Origin of the sequence: uncultured Psychromonas sp. (assembly GCF_947489755.1) — a bacterium.
GTDB lineage: Bacteria > Pseudomonadota > Gammaproteobacteria > Enterobacterales > Psychromonadaceae > Psychromonas.
On sequence record NZ_CANLFB010000006.1, the window covers coordinates 145,598 to 161,805 of the forward strand.

The window sequence follows — 16,208 nt, forward strand, 5'->3', positions numbered from 1 at the left end:
TGTTGGCTATTGCTTATTTATAACAAGCATCAAAGAACTGCTTTTCTAATAATACGGCTTGTTGAAAGTAATCTTTCATCGTTTGTTGTTGCTCTGTATCAGCATGGCTAAATGCGGTATCAAGTTGAGTACGTAAATGCGCAATCACCGATTCAAAATACTCACCTGAATGTAAGGTTATCCATTCTCCAAAATAAAATGGTAACGAGGTAACAGCATCAACAACAGGCTCCGCCCAACTCAAATAAACCCATTCTGCAACACACAAAACAGTCACCATATTGCCGTATTCACCACTGTTAGCCGCTTTTAGCATTAAAGCTTGAAAGTCACGGGTTGGTTTTAACAATTCAGGCGTGACTCTTTCTGATTGAACCACCTCCAACATATCAAATGAACGTTGAAAGTAAGTATTTTCAGGGCCTGCTATGATCCCTAGAAAGTGCGCTAATGGCAAACGATCTGGCAATGTTGGCGCATGGTGAATGGCAGAAGCCGCTAGACGTACAAAGTTATCAATAAAGGTATAATCTTGCGCTAAATACACTCGCATTTTTTCTAATGGTAAACTTCCATCAGCTAGCTCAATACAAAAAGGATGAGTTGTTGCAGCAGACCAATCATCGATACAAGTTTGTTTTAATTGTTCACTTGGGCGCATTACTTTTCCTGATTAATTGATGATAAATAAAACTGACCATAACATTGTTTTAAATAGGATATGACCTTACCTTTGCATTATTTTTTATCTTTTTATGCTATAAATGTAAAAAACACGCCATTTAATTCTTCTTTAATGAGCAATTTTATACAACGTTGTCAGGCATATGAAAAGCATGAAGCAATCAGATCAAGCGAATTTTGAAATAGCTAATGCTTTCAATGGCATTGAAGTTGTTAATGCCAATTACACTAAACAAAATTTCTCTAAACATGTGCATGAAGGTTATACCATTGGTGTGATTGAATATGGCGCACAACGTTTTTATCGAAGTGGTGGCTCTCATATAGCAGGCAAAAACAGTATCATTTTAGTTAATGCTGATGATGTCCATAATGGTCAATCAGCTGCTCAAGATGGTTGGGGATATCGCGCAATGTACCCTACCCCTGAAAATTTTCGTGAAATAAGTACTGATTTATATAACGGTAAAGATGTCACTCCGTACTTTCGATCCTCAGTAATAGAAGATCAAAAGCTAGCACAACAATTGAGATTGATTTTTTCTCAAGTTGAAATAAATAGCTCTAGACTTTTGATGGAAACATTATTCTATGCGGCTTTTATGGGGTTAACTTTACGTCACTCAAGCAACGCTACAATCCCAAAAGATGTTTCAGGTAGTAAACAAAAGTTATTGTTAGCAAAAGAGTTTTTAGATAGTTATTCAGAACAAGATATCTCATTACAACAATTAGCAGCGATATCAGGATTAAGTCAATTTCATTTTATTAGGCAATTTAAAAAGTATTTTGATCTCGCTCCACATGCTTATCAAATACAAATCAGGTTAAAAAAAGCCAAGAAATTGTTGAAACTAGGTGTGAAATCTAGTCAAGTTGCAATTGATTGTGGTTTCCATGACCAAAGCCACTTTACTCACCATTTTAAAAAAGCATTAGGTACAACCCCCAGTCGGTTTCAAAAAACCAGCAGTTTTATACAATATAAATAATTAACAACATCCTAGACTCCTTAAAAATTAATTAGGAGCATTAAGCATGTTAGACATTACACCAGTCTCTAAAAATACAACTAACACCGCCAATAAACGAATTATGTATCAAGCCTTTATAGATATATTACCGTTAGCAATGGCGGTTATTCCGTGGGGGATTCTGTGCGGTTCACTCGCTATAAAAGTAGGTTTATCAGCGGTTCAAGCTCAATTGATGTCTTTACTGGTTTTTGCAGGTTCAGCGCAACTTGCTAGCTTAACGCTAATTGGAGCAGTCGGTGCACTATCTTCAATATTCTCTTCAACGTTTGTTATCAGCTCAAGACATTTACTTTACTCTGCTGTTTTTAGAGAACATGTACGTGAAAGTTCAATGCTCACACGCTGTTGCATGGCCTTCTTTTTAACAGATGAAATGTTTGCTGTTAGCTGTGCTTATTTAGAGAAAAACAAATCATTTAGCCATTTATATGCAATTAGTGCGGGAGTTGTATTTTATTTAATATGGAACGTTGCTACTTTTATTGGCATTGTCGCGGGACAGTTTATCCCTAATATTGAAAACTTAGGGTTGGAGTTTGCCATCGCAGCTACTTTTATCGCAATTGTGATCCCTTCAATTAAGCGTTTTTCTACATTAATGTCTGTTTTAGCAAGCGGCATTAGCGTATGTGTTTTATCAATCACGGGAATAGATCATGCACTGATCATTGCAACTTGTATTGGTATGGCAACAGGTTTTTTGACTGCCTCTAAGGATAAAAGCAATGGATAATTTTGGCCTAATGTTACTTGGTATGTCGTGTATTACATTTGCTTGTCGGTTTCTATTTTTTTGTAAAAAACGCCCCTTTGAATTAGGTGAAAAAACTAAACTAGCTTTAAGTTATACCGCACCTTCAGTATTAACAGCGATGTGGGTGCCAATTGTTTTTTTAAGTTATCAACATATTGAACAGTCTTTCTTTGAGAGCCCTTTTTTAATAGCAGGTTTATTAAGCATCATATTAAGCCTTAAATTAAAAAGCACGTTATTGATTGTGGTGATAAGTATCATGGTGTTTATCACCTTACAGTTACTCTATTAACAATTGGATTAATGAGTGTGATCAACGGAAAATAAAAAAGAGCCTTTTGGGCTCTTTTAATATGACTGCTATTTAAGGCTAAACCATCACGACTTAACAACACTTAAAAATAATAAGTACTAAATAAAGTACTCAGCACCTCTTCAATTAAGTTTTAAATTAAGCGCCTAGTAGCAACTTATCATCATCTAACTCTTCACCGTCACTTTTTGCTTGTGCAAAGAGGTTCAACAGATCTTTTACTTCATAACCGGCACGTTTTTCACCGGCTAAATCAAAGATGATTTTACCTTCATGCAGCATGATCGTTCGTGAACCATGGTCCAACGCTTGACGCATTGAATGGGTTACCATCATTACGGTTAGTTGCTTTTCAGCAATAATTTGTGAGGTAATATCCATGATCAATGCAGCTGTTTTAGGATCCAATGCGGCGGTATGTTCGTCCAACAATAAAATTGTGCTTGGCTGCAATGCAGACATTAATAAGCTAACTGATTGACGTTGCCCACCTGATAACAGCCCCATCTCACTTTCGAGACGGTTCTCCAACCCTAGATTTAAACGACTTAATTGCTCGCGAAATACTTTACGCATTTTGCTGTTAAGTGCTGAAGACAAGCGCCCTCTTTGACCACGTCCATAAGCTAATGCCATATTTTCTTCAACGGTCAAGTCACCACAGGTTCCTGCTAATGGATCTTGGAATACACGTGCAATGTCTGCCGTGCGTCCTGTAGCGGGTAACTTAGTCACATCACGGTCACCAAAAAGAATTTGTCCTTTGGTGCTGTTGATATCTCCAGCAATAGTGTTCAACAGCGTTGATTTACCTGCACCGTTAGAACCAATCACCGTCACAAACTCACCTTGCGGTATGGTTAAGTCGATACCGCGTAACGCTAGCTTTTCTGTCGGTAACCCGCGGTTGAAGGTAACGTGTAATTCTTTACAACTAATCATGCTTCTTTCCTCGCTGCTTGTTTGGCTTTCCATTCATTACGTAACTTAGGAAAGATCAATGCCAAGGCAACTAGTACTGCCGTAATTAAATTTAAATCTGATGCACTAAAGCCTAAGAAATCAGCATTAAGTGCCATAGAAACAGCTAATCGATACAATACCGAACCGACAATACAACTTAGAACAATCACATACATTGAACGGCTAGCAAACAATGATTGGCCAATAATAACCGCGGCCAACCCCACCACGATGGTACCGATACCCATGGTTGAATCAGCAAAACCATTGGTTTGAGCAAATAACGCACCAGCCAATCCAACTAAGCCATTAGACAGCGCTAAACCAGCATAAACCTTCTGCTTAACGACAATGCCATTGGCTTGTGCCATACGTTTATTAGAGCCTACTGCACGCATCGCTAAACCGTATTGTGTTCTTAAGAACCAAGCAACTAACAAGCCACCAGCGATAGCACAAACAGCCACAAAAATGACACGCATGTACATATCAGGTAACCCAAACATGCCTTCAAAAGGCGTTAAGATGGTTGGTTCCATAATTAATGCAACATTCGGTTTCCCCATCACACGTAGGTTAATGGTATATAACGCGGTCATGGTTAAAATACTGGCTAACAGATGCAATATATCAAAGCGTAGGTTTAGCCAAGCAGTGACTAAACCAGCACAAGCAGCGGCAATGGTGCCTGCAAGCGTTGCTAAAAAAACATTAACGCCCATAACAATTAGGGTTGCTGTCACAGCAGCACCAAGTGTAAAGCTACCATCAACAGTTAGATCTGGAAAATCTAAAATACGAAAAGTAAGGTAGACCCCAATGGCAACTAAGCCATAAATGAGGCCGATTTCTAACGTACCTAAAAATGAAAAAAGTGACATAGTGTTCCGTTCTTATTTAATAACTTTAGTGGCACGAGCAAGGACTGCAGCAGGGATTTCAACACCCATTCGTGCAGCCATTTTAGGGTTAACAAACAGGTCAGTACCTTGTGCTAATTTAACATCAATAGCACCTGCTTTTTCACCTTTTAGGATACGCACAACGATATCACCTGTTTGACGACCTAAATCAAAGTAGTTATAACCCACTGCGGCTACAGCACCACGTGCAACGGTATCGGTATCACCAGCAAAAACAGGAATTTGAGCATCGATACCCACTTTAATAACAGACTCAACAGCACTGATAATCGTGTTATCAATTGGACAGTAAATAGCATCGACTTTACCAACTAATTGCTTAGTGGCAATCATTACATCTGAAGATTTAGGCGCTGCTGATTCAATGATTTTGATCCCCATTTTTTCAGCGGCTACTTTTAATGCTGCAACACTTGAAACAGAATTCGCTTCACCTGGATTATAAGGAACGCCAACTGTTTTTACGTTCGGCACGAATTCTTTTATTAATGCTAAGTGTTGCTCAACATTCACCATGTCAGACAACCCAGTCACGTTACCACCTGGTTGAGTCAAGGTAGGTACTAATTTAGCACCAATAGGATCGGTTACAGCTGAGAATACAACGGGAATGTTACGGCTTACACTAACTGCAGCTTGTGCCGATGGTGTTGCAATGGCAACGATCACATCAGGTTCATCACCGACCATTTTACGGGCAATTTGTGCTGCAATAGCGGGTTGACCTTGTGCGCTTTCATAAGTGAATTTTAATTCATCGCCCGTGTAACCATTTTCTTCTAATACTGATTTAACACCATCTCGTACGGCATCTAACGCAGGATGTTCAACAATCGCAGTTGTTGCAACATAAACGGGTTTAGCTTGTAAACCTGTAGAGATAACGGCAGCGGCAAGGAGAGTACTTTTTAATATTGAATTTAGCTTCATAATTTAATCCCTTAGGTAAGCTTTACTTATGGAAGAGTTAGTATAAAAACCAAGCATAAAATGGACAGAAAACCACACATTTTACGTCAGTTCATTTTTGCTTAACCGTACCAGTTAACGTTAATAATACCAAGCACCTATTGATAAAATGATGAGTAAAATTATTGTTTGATCACTGTTATATAGCGGTTAATGTTATTGAGGTGATAGTAAGAAAGCGAGTGAATCAACAGTACTTCATAAACTAAAAATCAACACTACACTCGTTTACTAATAATCAACACTATCTGTAGTGTTGATTATTTAAATCCCGAGGAAAATATTAAGTCCTTTTTATAAAAAATATGAAAGGATTATTTTGTAAAATATTTGGACTCGATGTCACCCGGATATAAAGGTTTAGAGAAAAAGTAACCTTGGAAAACATGACAACCATGTTCAGTTAAGAAATCTAGCTGTTCTTTATCTTCGACCCCTTCAGCAACGGTTATTATCCTTAAATTATTTGCTAGGTTAATAATAGTTCCACAGATTTCGCCATCTTCAACTAGTGAAGCACAATCATCTATAAACGATTTATCTATTTTTAACACGTCGATTGGTAAACGTTTTAAATAATTTAAAGAAGAGTAACCCGTACCAAAATCATCAATTGATATTTTGATGTTCAATCCTTTTAGTTGCGACAGTACATCAATACAACGGTCGATATCAGTCAGTAACACGCCTTCTGTTATTTCAATTTCTAATAAATTGGCATCAATTGAATGGTCTATCAATAAACGTCGAATATAAGGAATTAATCGCTCTGATACTAAATGCCTGCCAGAAATATTGACAGAAATAGGCACATTTTTATATCCCATTTCTTGCCACAGAACCAATTGTTTAGCTGCCTGCGTAAGCGCATATTCACCAATGTTAATGATTAAGTCTGATTCTTCTGCAATAGGAATAAACTCGATGGGAGAAATAAGCCCTTCTTTAGGGTGATGCCAACGCATTAAGGCTTCAAAGCCTAATAAATCACCTTGATGAGTCACTTTTGGCTGATACATTAAACTAAATTGATCCGCTGAATTAATGCCGATCAACATTTCTTGCTCGTAATTAAAGTCTCTTTGTACTTTATCCGCCATATCAATTTCAAACAATTGATAATTATCTCGCCCACGTTGTTTGGCATGATACATCGCAATATCTGCATGTTGAATGAGTTGTTCGGCTTTGTACTCCTTCCCTTTTTCAGTAATAACGACGCCTAAGCTAGTTGGGATAGTTATTTTTCTGCCCGCTAATAATAAAGGGCTGCGCATTAAGGTAAGTACTTCATTCGCTTTTGAATGGGCGATTTCAATACTAAAATCCCCTGTAAATAAAACAACAAACTCATCTCCGCCCCAACGAGCGATCGTATCGTTCGGTCCCGTCACTTCAATTAAGCGTTTGGCTACTTCACATAGCAAGTCATCTCCTGCTTGATGACCTAATGTATCGTTTATTTTTTTAAATTTATCTAAATCCATGAAAAATAAAAGTACATTTCTATTTTTATAATGGTTTGGGTCAATCGCCTTAGTTAATGAGTCCATTAAGTAGGTACGATTATATAATCCGGTAAGGGGATCGCTATAAGCAAGCTGACGTAAATTGCTTTGTAGTTTTAATTGGCGTGTTACATCTCGAACATGCAATGTAAATTCATTGTTATTTGAAAGACCAAAATTAGCACTGGTCACGGTTATTTCTGCTGAAAACGATGTATTACCATGACGTATTAAAGTAATGCTGTTACGTATATTACGCAATATTCCCTCTGAACCAGAGAACTTGCACGCTAAACTATTTCTTATAATGTCTTGGTCAGATGTTTGTATAAAAAGGTCAATAAAGTTCTTACCTATCACCTGTTGTTTAGTACAACCAAAATTTCGCTCTGCCGATGGGTTAAATTCAATAATAGTACCGGCTAAGTTAATAATTAAAATACTATCCATCGAAGATTCTAAAATAGCGCTTTTACGTTTCTCACTGGCCCTAAAATCACTAATGGCATCATCACGCTTGGCCATCTCCTGTTTCACACGCGCAATAACTTCATTGTACTGGCTAGCAATTTGTCCGACTTCAGTAAATGGTTCAACGGGTACAGGATCGTTAAAAGCTCCCGCTTCTTGTTGTTTATGCATACTGCTCAACAAATCAATTAACTCCGTCGAAGCATGGTGTTCTGAAACATTCGTTCCTTTAAGTTCGTCTTCAGCACTCACTCGTAATGGTACAAATCGATTAAGAATTGATAGCAGTATGTAACTCAGTGTAAAACTATAAAAACCAATACTGACCACCCCAATTAACTGCGCTTCAAACTGTCCCCAGCGAGTAAGCCCCGTTCCAAGCAAAGATAAATCAGCAAATAAGGCGACAGCAAGCGTCCCCCAAATACCCGCTACAAGGTGTGAAGGAACAACTCCTAATGCATCATCAATTTTTAATTTTTCAATCCAAAAAGTAGAAAAATATAACAATGCGCCTCCAACAAGACCAATAATCATTGCTTCAGCAGGCGAGACAACATGAGCATTAGCGGTGATTGAAACCAGGCCTGCAATAACCCCATTTAGTAAAAAACCAACATCAAAAAATCGTTTATAGTAGTAATGTAAAAGAGAGGAAATAATTCCCCCCCAAGAAGCTGCTAGACAGGTATTTAGAATGATAAGCGGCACTTGTTCTGTTAATTGTAAGGTGCTTCCTCCATTAAAGCCAAACCAACCAAACCAAAGTAATAACACACCTAATACCGACATAGGGACGTTATTACCCTTCGGTAAATAACTACCAACATCAAATCGACCAATTCTTGGACCAATAATAATAACCGCTGCTAAAGCGACATAACCACCGACCGAATGTACAACAGTGGCCCCTGCAAAATCAACAAAGCCAAGTGATTCTAACCAACCACTATTACCCGCCTGATAGGATGATGCCCATGACCAATGTCCAACGACTGGATAAATAACAGCAGAAAGAATACAAGCAATACATAAATAGCCAATGAAAGTCATGCGTTCAGCGACCGCGCCAGAAACTAACGTTGCAGCAGTGCCACAAAACATCATTTGAAATAAGAAGAAACTAATTTGATAAGCAGACTGGATTTCACCAAAAAAGAAAGCACTACTGCCAATAAAGCCGCCGAGGGAGTCGCCGAACATAAAAGAAAAACCAAAAATCCAAAAAATAACGGCAGCAAGTACAAAATCGGAAAGGTTTTTTGCAGCAACATTAATACTATTTTTACTACGAATTTTACCGCTTTCTAAACATAAAAAGCCTGCCTGCATACAAAATACCAATAAAGCACAAATCAGCAGCCAAGAAAAATCCATTTTCTATAATCCTTTTAAATAAGAAGTAAATTAATGTAGGTTTTATTCGCTGATAAATGTCGATGTTATTTGATGATACGTTTCAAATTCATATATCTAGACAAGAAGAGAATCAGATTAAGTGCAGCTGATTAACTGACAAAGCGATGTTTGTTAAATATCAATCGATATCATCATAATACCCAATTTTAATTATAAATATATAATTTTAAATAATTATAAATATAGTTTTCAATGATTTATTAGTATAAGTCACTCATCAACAGATATTAAATAGAGTCCTCAGTAGTATTAAGGAGCAAGGTTTAAATCGCATTCATTTTCATATTGGCGATCTAGATTTGATTCAGCGACCGTTGAGTTAATGACGAACAAGAGCCTTTTAAAGATACCGGTACTAAATACGCGCTATAAACGGAGGAAAGATGTCCTTTAGTTTATTTGCTTTACACAAAATTCTGCAAGCTAAAACAGGACTCGCAGAGCTCCTCCGCTCATAATACTAGGCAGTGTCTGATTAGATATATGCCTCTAAGTCAAAAATAACACACTAAAACCTTCCCGCTTTCTGCAATTATTATCAGCCTTTGACTTTGGGGCGCTGACTTCAGCCTGCAGGGATTCTGGTGTTAAGGTTTATGCTTTTGATTATGTATTAACTGTTATTAATTGAAATATCTCTCTTAGCAATCAACACAAAAAAGATCTGCAAGCTAAAGCGTGCGCCCCAAATAAAACTCGCAGAGATCCTCCGCTCATAACACTAGGCAGCGCCTAATTCGCCATGTGTCGCGAGGTCAAAAGATAACTCCTTTATGCTTCGAGGCTAGTATTTATTATGGGGCGCTGGCTTCAGCCTGCAGGGTTTCTGGTGTTAAGGTTTATGCTTTTGATTATGTATTAACTGTTATTAATTGAAATATCTCTCTTAGCAATCAACACAAAAAAGATCTGCAAGCTAAAGCGTGCGCCCCAAATAAAACTCGCAGAGATCCTCCACTCATAACACTAGGCAGCGCCTAATTCGCCATGTGTCGCGAGGTCAAAAGATAACTCCTTTATGCTTCGAGGCTAGTATTTGTTATGGGGCGCTGGCTTCAGCCTGCAGGGTTTCTGGTGTTAAGGTTTATGCTTTTGATTGTTAGTAATAAGATTTTTCACGTTGATAGCTAGATAAACCTTCAGAATCACAAATTTCAGGCACAAAAAAAGAGCCCTTAGGCTCTTTTTGGAATTAAGTTTAACTTCGAATTAACGACGTAGACCTAATTCTGCGATTAATGCTGTGTAAGCAGCAACATCTTTACGCTTTAAGTAGTCAAGTAATTTACGACGTTGACTAACCATGCGTAGAAGACCACGACGGCTGTGGTGATCATGGATGTGCTCTTTGAAATGGCCTTGAAGGTGGTTGATTTGTACTGTGTACAATGCAACTTGAACTTCAGATGAACCAGTATCGCCTTCTGAACGACCAAATTTTGCTACAATCTCAGCTTTCTGTTCTGCACTTAGTGACATAACGTACTCCGATATTTTGTGGTTATGTGAATAACCTATTTTAAGTATTACTGCCGATCACTAATTCAGCAGTAAAGTGAAGGCCGAAGTTTACGGACTTTTTGATTGCTGTGCAACTATAAAAGACGCTTATTTACGGTCATTTTGATAGAAACTGCGAGAGGTTCTTTTATTCACTTATTTTAACTTCAATTCTGGATAAGCAAACCGATTTAACGCCGCTATTCCCAAGAATTTCTGCGTTAAATCACCTATCAATAAGCCGTTCTTACTTCAATAATATGTCGTCTACTTTCAGTCAATATTAATGATATTTTTTGCCTTGCCCTTTCTCTAATAGATAAATGAACAGATAAACTAAACATTAAACAGCACAAAAATATAATACGATTAGTAGACGACTAATCTCACTTAAACAAGCGATTACCTTAACGGTTTCAGCAATTCTTTAATCACTGAAATCAAACTAACAAACACCACTAACACAGCTAACAATGGTAATACTAACCACATTGTAGGATGTAATTGTGTTGGTAATTCAAATCCCCAGGTCATCAAACTAAACAGGATTATTTCAGCCGCAATCGCAGCAACCAACCCAGCACTAATCGCTAATAAACCATATTCAGCCCATAGCGTATTACTGATACGTTTTTTACTCGCCCCTAAAGTTCGGTATAACGTAATTTCTCTTTTTCGTTCACTCAAACTTAAGCGTAATAATGTAAATATCAATAATATTCCAGCTAATACGCCTAACCCAGCGAGGCCTGTTAATGAAAATGTGATTTGCTTTAATAGCCCTTGTATTTTATTGGCCATCGTTCGCAGATCTAACAATGTCACTGTCGGGTATTCACGCGCGATTTGATTCACCAAAGGTGTTTGATCCGTTTCAGCTCTAAAGCTCACCATCCAAGTTGCTGGTAAATCTGCAACAACATCCTCACTAAAGATGAAAACAAAGTTAGGTTTTAAGCTTTGCCATTCAACGGCACGGATTGAGTTTACGGTAGCACTAAAGATTTGGCTGTTTACTTCAAAAGTCAGTTGGTCGCCTAAAGTAATGCCTAATTCACTAGCCACTTCTTGTTCTATTGAAACAGTTTTTTCCCCTGTCCACTCACCAGCAACGACTTCATTATAAACAGGCAGCTCTTTAGCCCAAGTAAAGTTAATTTCACGCTTAAGAATACGTATTTCTTCGTTTTGATACGCTTCGCTTTCAATGGTATTTTGATCATTGATTGCGGTAATACGACCACGAATAATAGCAAATGCATCACTACGAGGAAGTTCAAGTGTATCAACTTGCTTTAAATACCCTTCTTGTTGCTCTGGGCTAATATTAATTGCAAAAACGTTAGGTGCATCTGGCGCTAATGTTTGTTGCCAGTCCCCTAATAAATCACTCTTAATCAACCAGATCAATGCCACTAACATTAATGAACCAGCCAAAGCAGATAGTTGCATCATGCTGTTTCTAGGTGAGCGATTAATACGGCTTAACGCTAAACTAAATGCGGCACTCCATTTCAGTTTGGCTAATAGCTTTAACAATCCGTAACTCAAACCTGCGAGTAAAACGAATAAGACTAATAAACCAATTAAGACCATCCACACTAATTTGTTGGTGCCATAAAAAGTGATTAAGGCGGTGATTGGCAATAGTAATAACCACCAGCTAGTTTTTGAATATTGCGTTTCTCGTTTTTGAATCACATTAATGGCAGGTGCATCGAGCAAACGAGTCAACGGTATCAGCAGCGCAGGTAAACCGATACAAAGCGCCACACCTATCGCAAACAAGAAAGGTTGAACACCAACACTCGGTAACTCTTTTGGCAGAATATCAACAAGTGGGATTCGTAATAGATACTCTAATAACAAACCTAATGAACTACCTGCTACAAAAGCGACCACAAACATAATTAATACTTGTGTGCTTAACCATAAACGCAACCATGCTCTACTTGCCCCCATGCTTTTCAGCATAGAGACGGTTTCACTACGATTACGCGCGTAATGTAAGCACGTCAGTATCAAGGTCACTGCCGCCATCAATATCACCATCAAAATAGTTAATGATAGATATTGTTTTGCTTTGTCCATTAGACGAGCTGCACGGCTTTCTTTATTCTGATCAACCCACGATTCACCCGCTTGTAATTCATAGTTAGCTTGTAAGTTGGCTAAGGTTTGTAAATCACCATTGATGAATAAACGATACCTTACGCGGCTACCGACTTGTACCGCACCTGTTTTATCTAAATCACTGCCATGAATAAACAGGTTAGGTATGCTGTTGAAAGGGTTATAAGCCAATTCCGGTTCATACTTAATAACGCCATTAATTTTTAATTCGGCATCACCAATAGCAATCGTATCACCGGTATTAGCATCTAATAATGACAGTAACCTTTCTGAAACCCATAACTCTCCAGGCTTCACTTCACGTATTGGTTGACCTGTGGTACTGCGTAAATCTAACTCACCACGTAATGGATAATTACTTTCAACACTTTTCACCGTGACCAATTGCATATTAGCGTCACTAAAAGCCATGGTTTGAAAACGACTTTGAGAGGAAACGGTTAATCCCGCTTGTTCAGCCTGCTCAATTAAGGTCGTTGGAATGGGGTTGGATGAACGAAACACAAGATCTGCGGCTAATAAAGCACGGCCTTGGTTACTCATGACTTTTTCAACACGTAACGCCAATGTTGATAATGCCACGACACAGGCGATGATTAAGGTTAACGCAACCATGACTGGCCATAATTGACCGAACCAGATCTCTCGCCAGCTCCAACTTACTATCATTTTATTGGTTTTCATGCACTTTCCTGACATTGACCATCATTAATAATCAGCGTGCGTTGGCAACGCTTAGCGAGATTTGGATCATGTGTTACTAGCACAAGAGTGGTGCCCTGCTCTTTATTCATAGCAAACAACAACTCAATCACATGCTGTGCGGTTTTTTGATCTAAGTTACCTGTTGGTTCATCGGCAAATAAGATTTTTGGTCGTGTTACAAAGGCTCTTGCTAATGCAACTCGTTGCTGTTCACCGCCAGAAAGTTGAGTAGGTAAATGTGTTTCACGGCCGGCTAAACCCACTTCTTTTAATAAAGCTTTGGCTTTTTCGTTATTACTGTTTTCATCTTCATTACCACGTAACACCATGGGTAAGGTGACATTTTGAAGTGCATTTAAAGAAGGGATCAACAGGAAGTTCTGAAATACAAACCCAATAGATTCACTGCGCATTTTAGCGCGTTGTTCATCGTCCATTGTCGAAATGGTCTCTCCTAAAATTGAAATTTTTCCCGACGTTGGCTGGTCTAATCCAGCAAGTAAACTCATTAATGTTGATTTACCCGCACCCGATGTCCCCATAATAGCAACTGATTCACCAGCATTGATGTTAAAGGAGATCCCCTTTAGGATAGATAACTCGTTATCATTACTAATAACTGATTTAGTAATGTTTTCAACACTTATAATGGATTGGCTCATGATTAAACTCGTTTCCTTATTATGTACACTTTTGTTTTCATCTATCGTCAACAGTAACACGTTACTGATTGTTGGAGATAGTTTAAGCGCAGGTTACAAAATGCCAGTAGAAAATAGCTGGCCGGTATTATTACCAGAGAAATTAAAACAACAAAATCAACAAATTAAAATAATCAACGCCAGTATTTCAGGCGATACTAGCGGTAATGGTTTGGCTCGTTTGCCAGCGTTATTAGCAAAGCATCAACCTGACTATGTGCTACTTGAATTAGGTGCAAATGATGGTTTGCGTGGATTTTCACCCGATATCGTCAGTAACAATCTAAGTGCAATGATTGATCAAGTCAAAACAAAAAAAGCTCAACCTATTTTAATGCAACTTAGAGTGCCAACAAACTATGGAAAACGTTATGGCGATGCGTTCTCTAATATATACCCTTCACTCAGCGAAGAGAAAAGTGTGCCTCTCATGCCATTTTTCTTGGAGTATGTCATTACCAAACCTGAATGGATGATGAGTGATGGTTTACATCCCAAAGAGATTGCACAACCATGGATCGCTGAATTTATTGCTACAGAGTTAGGAAAAATAATAAAATAGTCAGTCTTAAACTCATAAAAATATAGCGTTGACGATCAAAATGCTTTAAAAATGAATTACATTCGTTAATAGAGTTAGGATCATGATAAAAAATCAAAAAACAGCAACGCTCTTTGCTTTATTAGCGGTATTAATGTGGTCCACCGTGGCCACTGCGTTTAAAATTACCTTAACTTATTTCAGTGCCTTACAAATGTTGCTAGTGGCAAGTTTAGTCAGCAGCGCTGTATTACTTATTATCTGCTATCGTCAGCATAAAATAAGTTTACTGAAAGCGAGCTTCATACAGCGCCCTTACTTTTATCTATTGATGGGTGCAATAAACCCTTTTTTATACTATCTCCTGCTTTTTCAGGCCTATGACTTATTACCTGCACAACAGGCACAATCTCTAAATTATACCTGGGCAATCACGTTATCTTTATTAGCCGTACCCGTATTAGGACATAAGTTACGCCGTAACGATGTTATTGCTATTGCTTTAGGTTATTTAGGTGCATTAATCATTGCGACCAAAGGAGACTTACTGGCACTTGATTTTGTCAGCACTTTAGGGGTGACGTTAGCTTTACTAAGCACCATTCTTTGGGCTTGTTATTGGATATTTAATAGTAAAAATGATGCAGATCCTATGATTGCATTATCATTATGCTTTTTATGCAGTTTGCCTATGATCATACTCACCGTCTTAATATTCGATGATATTTATATAACCGCTTGGCAGGGTTGGTTAGGGGCTATTTATATCGGGTTATTTGAGATGGGATTAGCCTTTGTTGCTTGGTTAACCGCACTTAAATATGCAGAAAGCACTAGCAAGATCAGTAATTTAATATTTATCTCTCCTTTTGTTTCTTTATTATTACTTAGTCAGATAATTGGAGAGACGATCTACCCCGCAACAGTCATTGGCTTAGTCTTAATTATCACAGGATTGTTTATTCAAAAGAAAAACTAATCATCTAAGTAATACCGATTACATTAAATATGTTATCTAAATTTTGCGCTGGAAAAACAGTTCAATTCAAGGCGTAAATTGACGTAAAGATTGTTCCCTTTACGAAATTTACAACGAGGAAGTGGGCTGTTTTAACAAGTAAAATAGATAAGCTATTTATTGTGATTGGTATAATAGTAAACCACAACAAAGTTAACCTTTAAGGGGGCAATTGAATAAACAGATTCAATTCATTTTCTTAAAGGTGAGCAAACAACCTGAACCTCAAACCTGTTTATAAAAACTTAGTCATCACCTTCCTATTTTTAAATGATATTGCCAAAAGATCCCATTAAATAAATCCCCTAAGTGGATAAGCTAAAAAACTTAAAATAAATTAACGACATCAATTAACGTCATAAAATATTTAGTCTGAACGAGTAGATTGAGGTTGATGAGATAGAGCAACCTTAAGTAACCTGAATTCTGGATAAGCAAGCGCATTTATTAGACTGCCATCATCTCTAATTCACTTTTAGATACCTTAATACGTGGCTTTTTCTTTTTTAAGCAATAGGCCACTATTCCTGAAATAACATTGAGCATGAACCCTGTCTCACTTCGGTGGC

Annotated in this window: 13 protein-coding genes and 1 pseudogene; 5 read left to right on the forward strand and 9 right to left on the reverse strand. The window is 37.8% G+C overall.

Features of this window, described 5'->3' with window-relative positions:
- Positions 1-13: 13 nt before the first annotated feature.
- A complete protein-coding gene (locus Q0794_RS05330; protein ID WP_298940694.1) occupies positions 14-661 on the reverse strand; it encodes a TenA family protein in 648 nt (215 codons plus the stop codon).
- A 175-nt stretch (positions 662-836) separates the two neighbouring features.
- Between Q0794_RS05330 and Q0794_RS05335 the strand changes: the two genes are divergently transcribed.
- From Q0794_RS05335 to Q0794_RS05345, 3 genes are read left to right on the forward strand one after another with little or no spacing between them, the layout of a single operon-like run.
- Complete coding sequence (locus Q0794_RS05335) at positions 837-1,676, forward strand: AraC family transcriptional regulator (RefSeq protein ID WP_298940695.1); 840 nt, start codon at positions 837-839, stop codon at positions 1,674-1,676.
- Between the two features lie 46 nt (positions 1,677-1,722).
- Positions 1,723-2,454 (forward strand): AzlC family ABC transporter permease, encoded by a 732-nt coding sequence (locus Q0794_RS05340; RefSeq protein WP_298940697.1) that lies wholly within the window; start codon positions 1,723-1,725, stop codon positions 2,452-2,454.
- A complete protein-coding gene (locus Q0794_RS05345) occupies positions 2,447-2,767 on the forward strand; it encodes an AzlD domain-containing protein (protein ID WP_298940699.1) in 321 nt (106 codons plus the stop codon). Before Q0794_RS05340 ends, Q0794_RS05345 begins: the two co-directional genes overlap by 8 nt.
- Positions 2,768-2,926: 159 nt before the next feature.
- On the opposite strand, the gene Q0794_RS05350 is transcribed toward Q0794_RS05345, so the two are convergent.
- The 7 genes from Q0794_RS05350 to Q0794_RS05380 form a co-directional block, all read right to left on the reverse strand.
- Positions 2,927-3,730, reverse strand: coding sequence for an ABC transporter ATP-binding protein (locus Q0794_RS05350; RefSeq protein WP_298940700.1), 804 nt, complete (start codon positions 3,728-3,730; stop codon positions 2,927-2,929).
- Positions 3,727-4,632: an ABC transporter permease gene (locus tag Q0794_RS05355; RefSeq protein ID WP_298940701.1), complete on the reverse strand. Its 906-nt coding sequence runs from the start codon at positions 4,630-4,632 to the stop codon at positions 3,727-3,729. Before Q0794_RS05355 ends, Q0794_RS05350 begins: the two co-directional genes overlap by 4 nt.
- 12 nt (positions 4,633-4,644) lie before the next feature.
- Positions 4,645-5,604: an ABC transporter substrate-binding protein gene (locus Q0794_RS05360; protein ID WP_298940702.1), complete on the reverse strand. Its 960-nt coding sequence runs from the start codon at positions 5,602-5,604 to the stop codon at positions 4,645-4,647.
- A 353-nt stretch (positions 5,605-5,957) separates the two neighbouring features.
- A complete protein-coding gene (gene amt, locus Q0794_RS05365; RefSeq protein WP_298940703.1) occupies positions 5,958-8,999 on the reverse strand; it encodes an ammonium transporter in 3,042 nt (1,013 codons plus the stop codon).
- A 1,251-nt stretch (positions 9,000-10,250) separates the two neighbouring features.
- On the reverse strand, positions 10,251-10,520 hold the full coding sequence (rpsO, locus tag Q0794_RS05370) for a 30S ribosomal protein S15 (RefSeq protein WP_025563525.1): 270 nt from the start codon (positions 10,518-10,520) through the stop codon (positions 10,251-10,253).
- A 423-nt stretch (positions 10,521-10,943) separates the two neighbouring features.
- Positions 10,944-13,358 carry an FtsX-like permease family protein gene (locus Q0794_RS05375; RefSeq protein WP_298940704.1) on the reverse strand — a complete coding sequence of 805 codons (2,415 nt, stop codon included), beginning with the start codon at positions 13,356-13,358 and terminating at the stop codon, positions 10,944-10,946.
- A complete protein-coding gene (locus tag Q0794_RS05380; protein ID WP_298940705.1) occupies positions 13,355-14,041 on the reverse strand; it encodes an ABC transporter ATP-binding protein in 687 nt (228 codons plus the stop codon). The genes Q0794_RS05375 and Q0794_RS05380 overlap by 4 nt, the downstream gene beginning before the upstream one ends.
- Here Q0794_RS05380 and tesA point away from each other — a divergent pair.
- Both tesA and Q0794_RS05390 read left to right on the forward strand, forming a co-directional pair.
- A complete protein-coding gene (gene tesA, locus Q0794_RS05385; protein WP_298940706.1) occupies positions 14,040-14,642 on the forward strand; it encodes a multifunctional acyl-CoA thioesterase I/protease I/lysophospholipase L1 in 603 nt (200 codons plus the stop codon). The genes Q0794_RS05380 and tesA overlap by 2 nt on opposite strands.
- Positions 14,643-14,724: 82 nt before the next feature.
- Positions 14,725-15,600 (forward strand): DMT family transporter, encoded by an 876-nt coding sequence (locus Q0794_RS05390; RefSeq protein ID WP_298940707.1) that lies wholly within the window; start codon positions 14,725-14,727, stop codon positions 15,598-15,600.
- A gap of 486 nt (positions 15,601-16,086) precedes the next feature.
- Here Q0794_RS05390 and Q0794_RS05395 read toward each other — a convergent pair.
- Positions 16,087-16,208, reverse strand: a pseudogene (locus Q0794_RS05395) (IS982 family transposase); the annotation flags it as partial.

Excerpts from the sequence above, each read along its gene's own strand:
- Q0794_RS05330 (WP_298940694.1), bottom strand. The coding sequence starts at position 661 with ATGCGCCCAAGTGAACAATTAAAACAAACTTGTATCGATGATTGGTCT.
- Q0794_RS05335 (WP_298940695.1), top strand. The coding sequence starts at position 837 with ATGAAGCAATCAGATCAAGCGAATTTTGAAATAGCTAATGCTTTCAAT.
- Q0794_RS05340 (WP_298940697.1), top strand. The coding sequence starts at position 1,723 with ATGTTAGACATTACACCAGTCTCTAAAAATACAACTAACACCGCCAAT.
- Q0794_RS05345 (WP_298940699.1), top strand. The coding sequence starts at position 2,447 with ATGGATAATTTTGGCCTAATGTTACTTGGTATGTCGTGTATTACATTT.
- Q0794_RS05350 (WP_298940700.1), bottom strand. The coding sequence starts at position 3,730 with ATGATTAGTTGTAAAGAATTACACGTTACCTTCAACCGCGGGTTACCG.
- Q0794_RS05355 (WP_298940701.1), bottom strand. The coding sequence starts at position 4,632 with ATGTCACTTTTTTCATTTTTAGGTACGTTAGAAATCGGCCTCATTTAT.
- Q0794_RS05360 (WP_298940702.1), bottom strand. The coding sequence starts at position 5,604 with ATGAAGCTAAATTCAATATTAAAAAGTACTCTCCTTGCCGCTGCCGTT.
- amt (WP_298940703.1), bottom strand. The coding sequence starts at position 8,999 with ATGGATTTTTCTTGGCTGCTGATTTGTGCTTTATTGGTATTTTGTATG.
- rpsO (WP_025563525.1), bottom strand. The coding sequence starts at position 10,520 with ATGTCACTAAGTGCAGAACAGAAAGCTGAGATTGTAGCAAAATTTGGT.
- Q0794_RS05375 (WP_298940704.1), bottom strand. The coding sequence starts at position 13,358 with ATGAAAACCAATAAAATGATAGTAAGTTGGAGCTGGCGAGAGATCTGG.
- tesA (WP_298940706.1), top strand. The coding sequence starts at position 14,040 with ATGATTAAACTCGTTTCCTTATTATGTACACTTTTGTTTTCATCTATC.
- Q0794_RS05380 (WP_298940705.1), bottom strand. The coding sequence starts at position 14,041 with ATGAGCCAATCCATTATAAGTGTTGAAAACATTACTAAATCAGTTATT.
- Q0794_RS05390 (WP_298940707.1), top strand. The coding sequence starts at position 14,725 with ATGATAAAAAATCAAAAAACAGCAACGCTCTTTGCTTTATTAGCGGTA.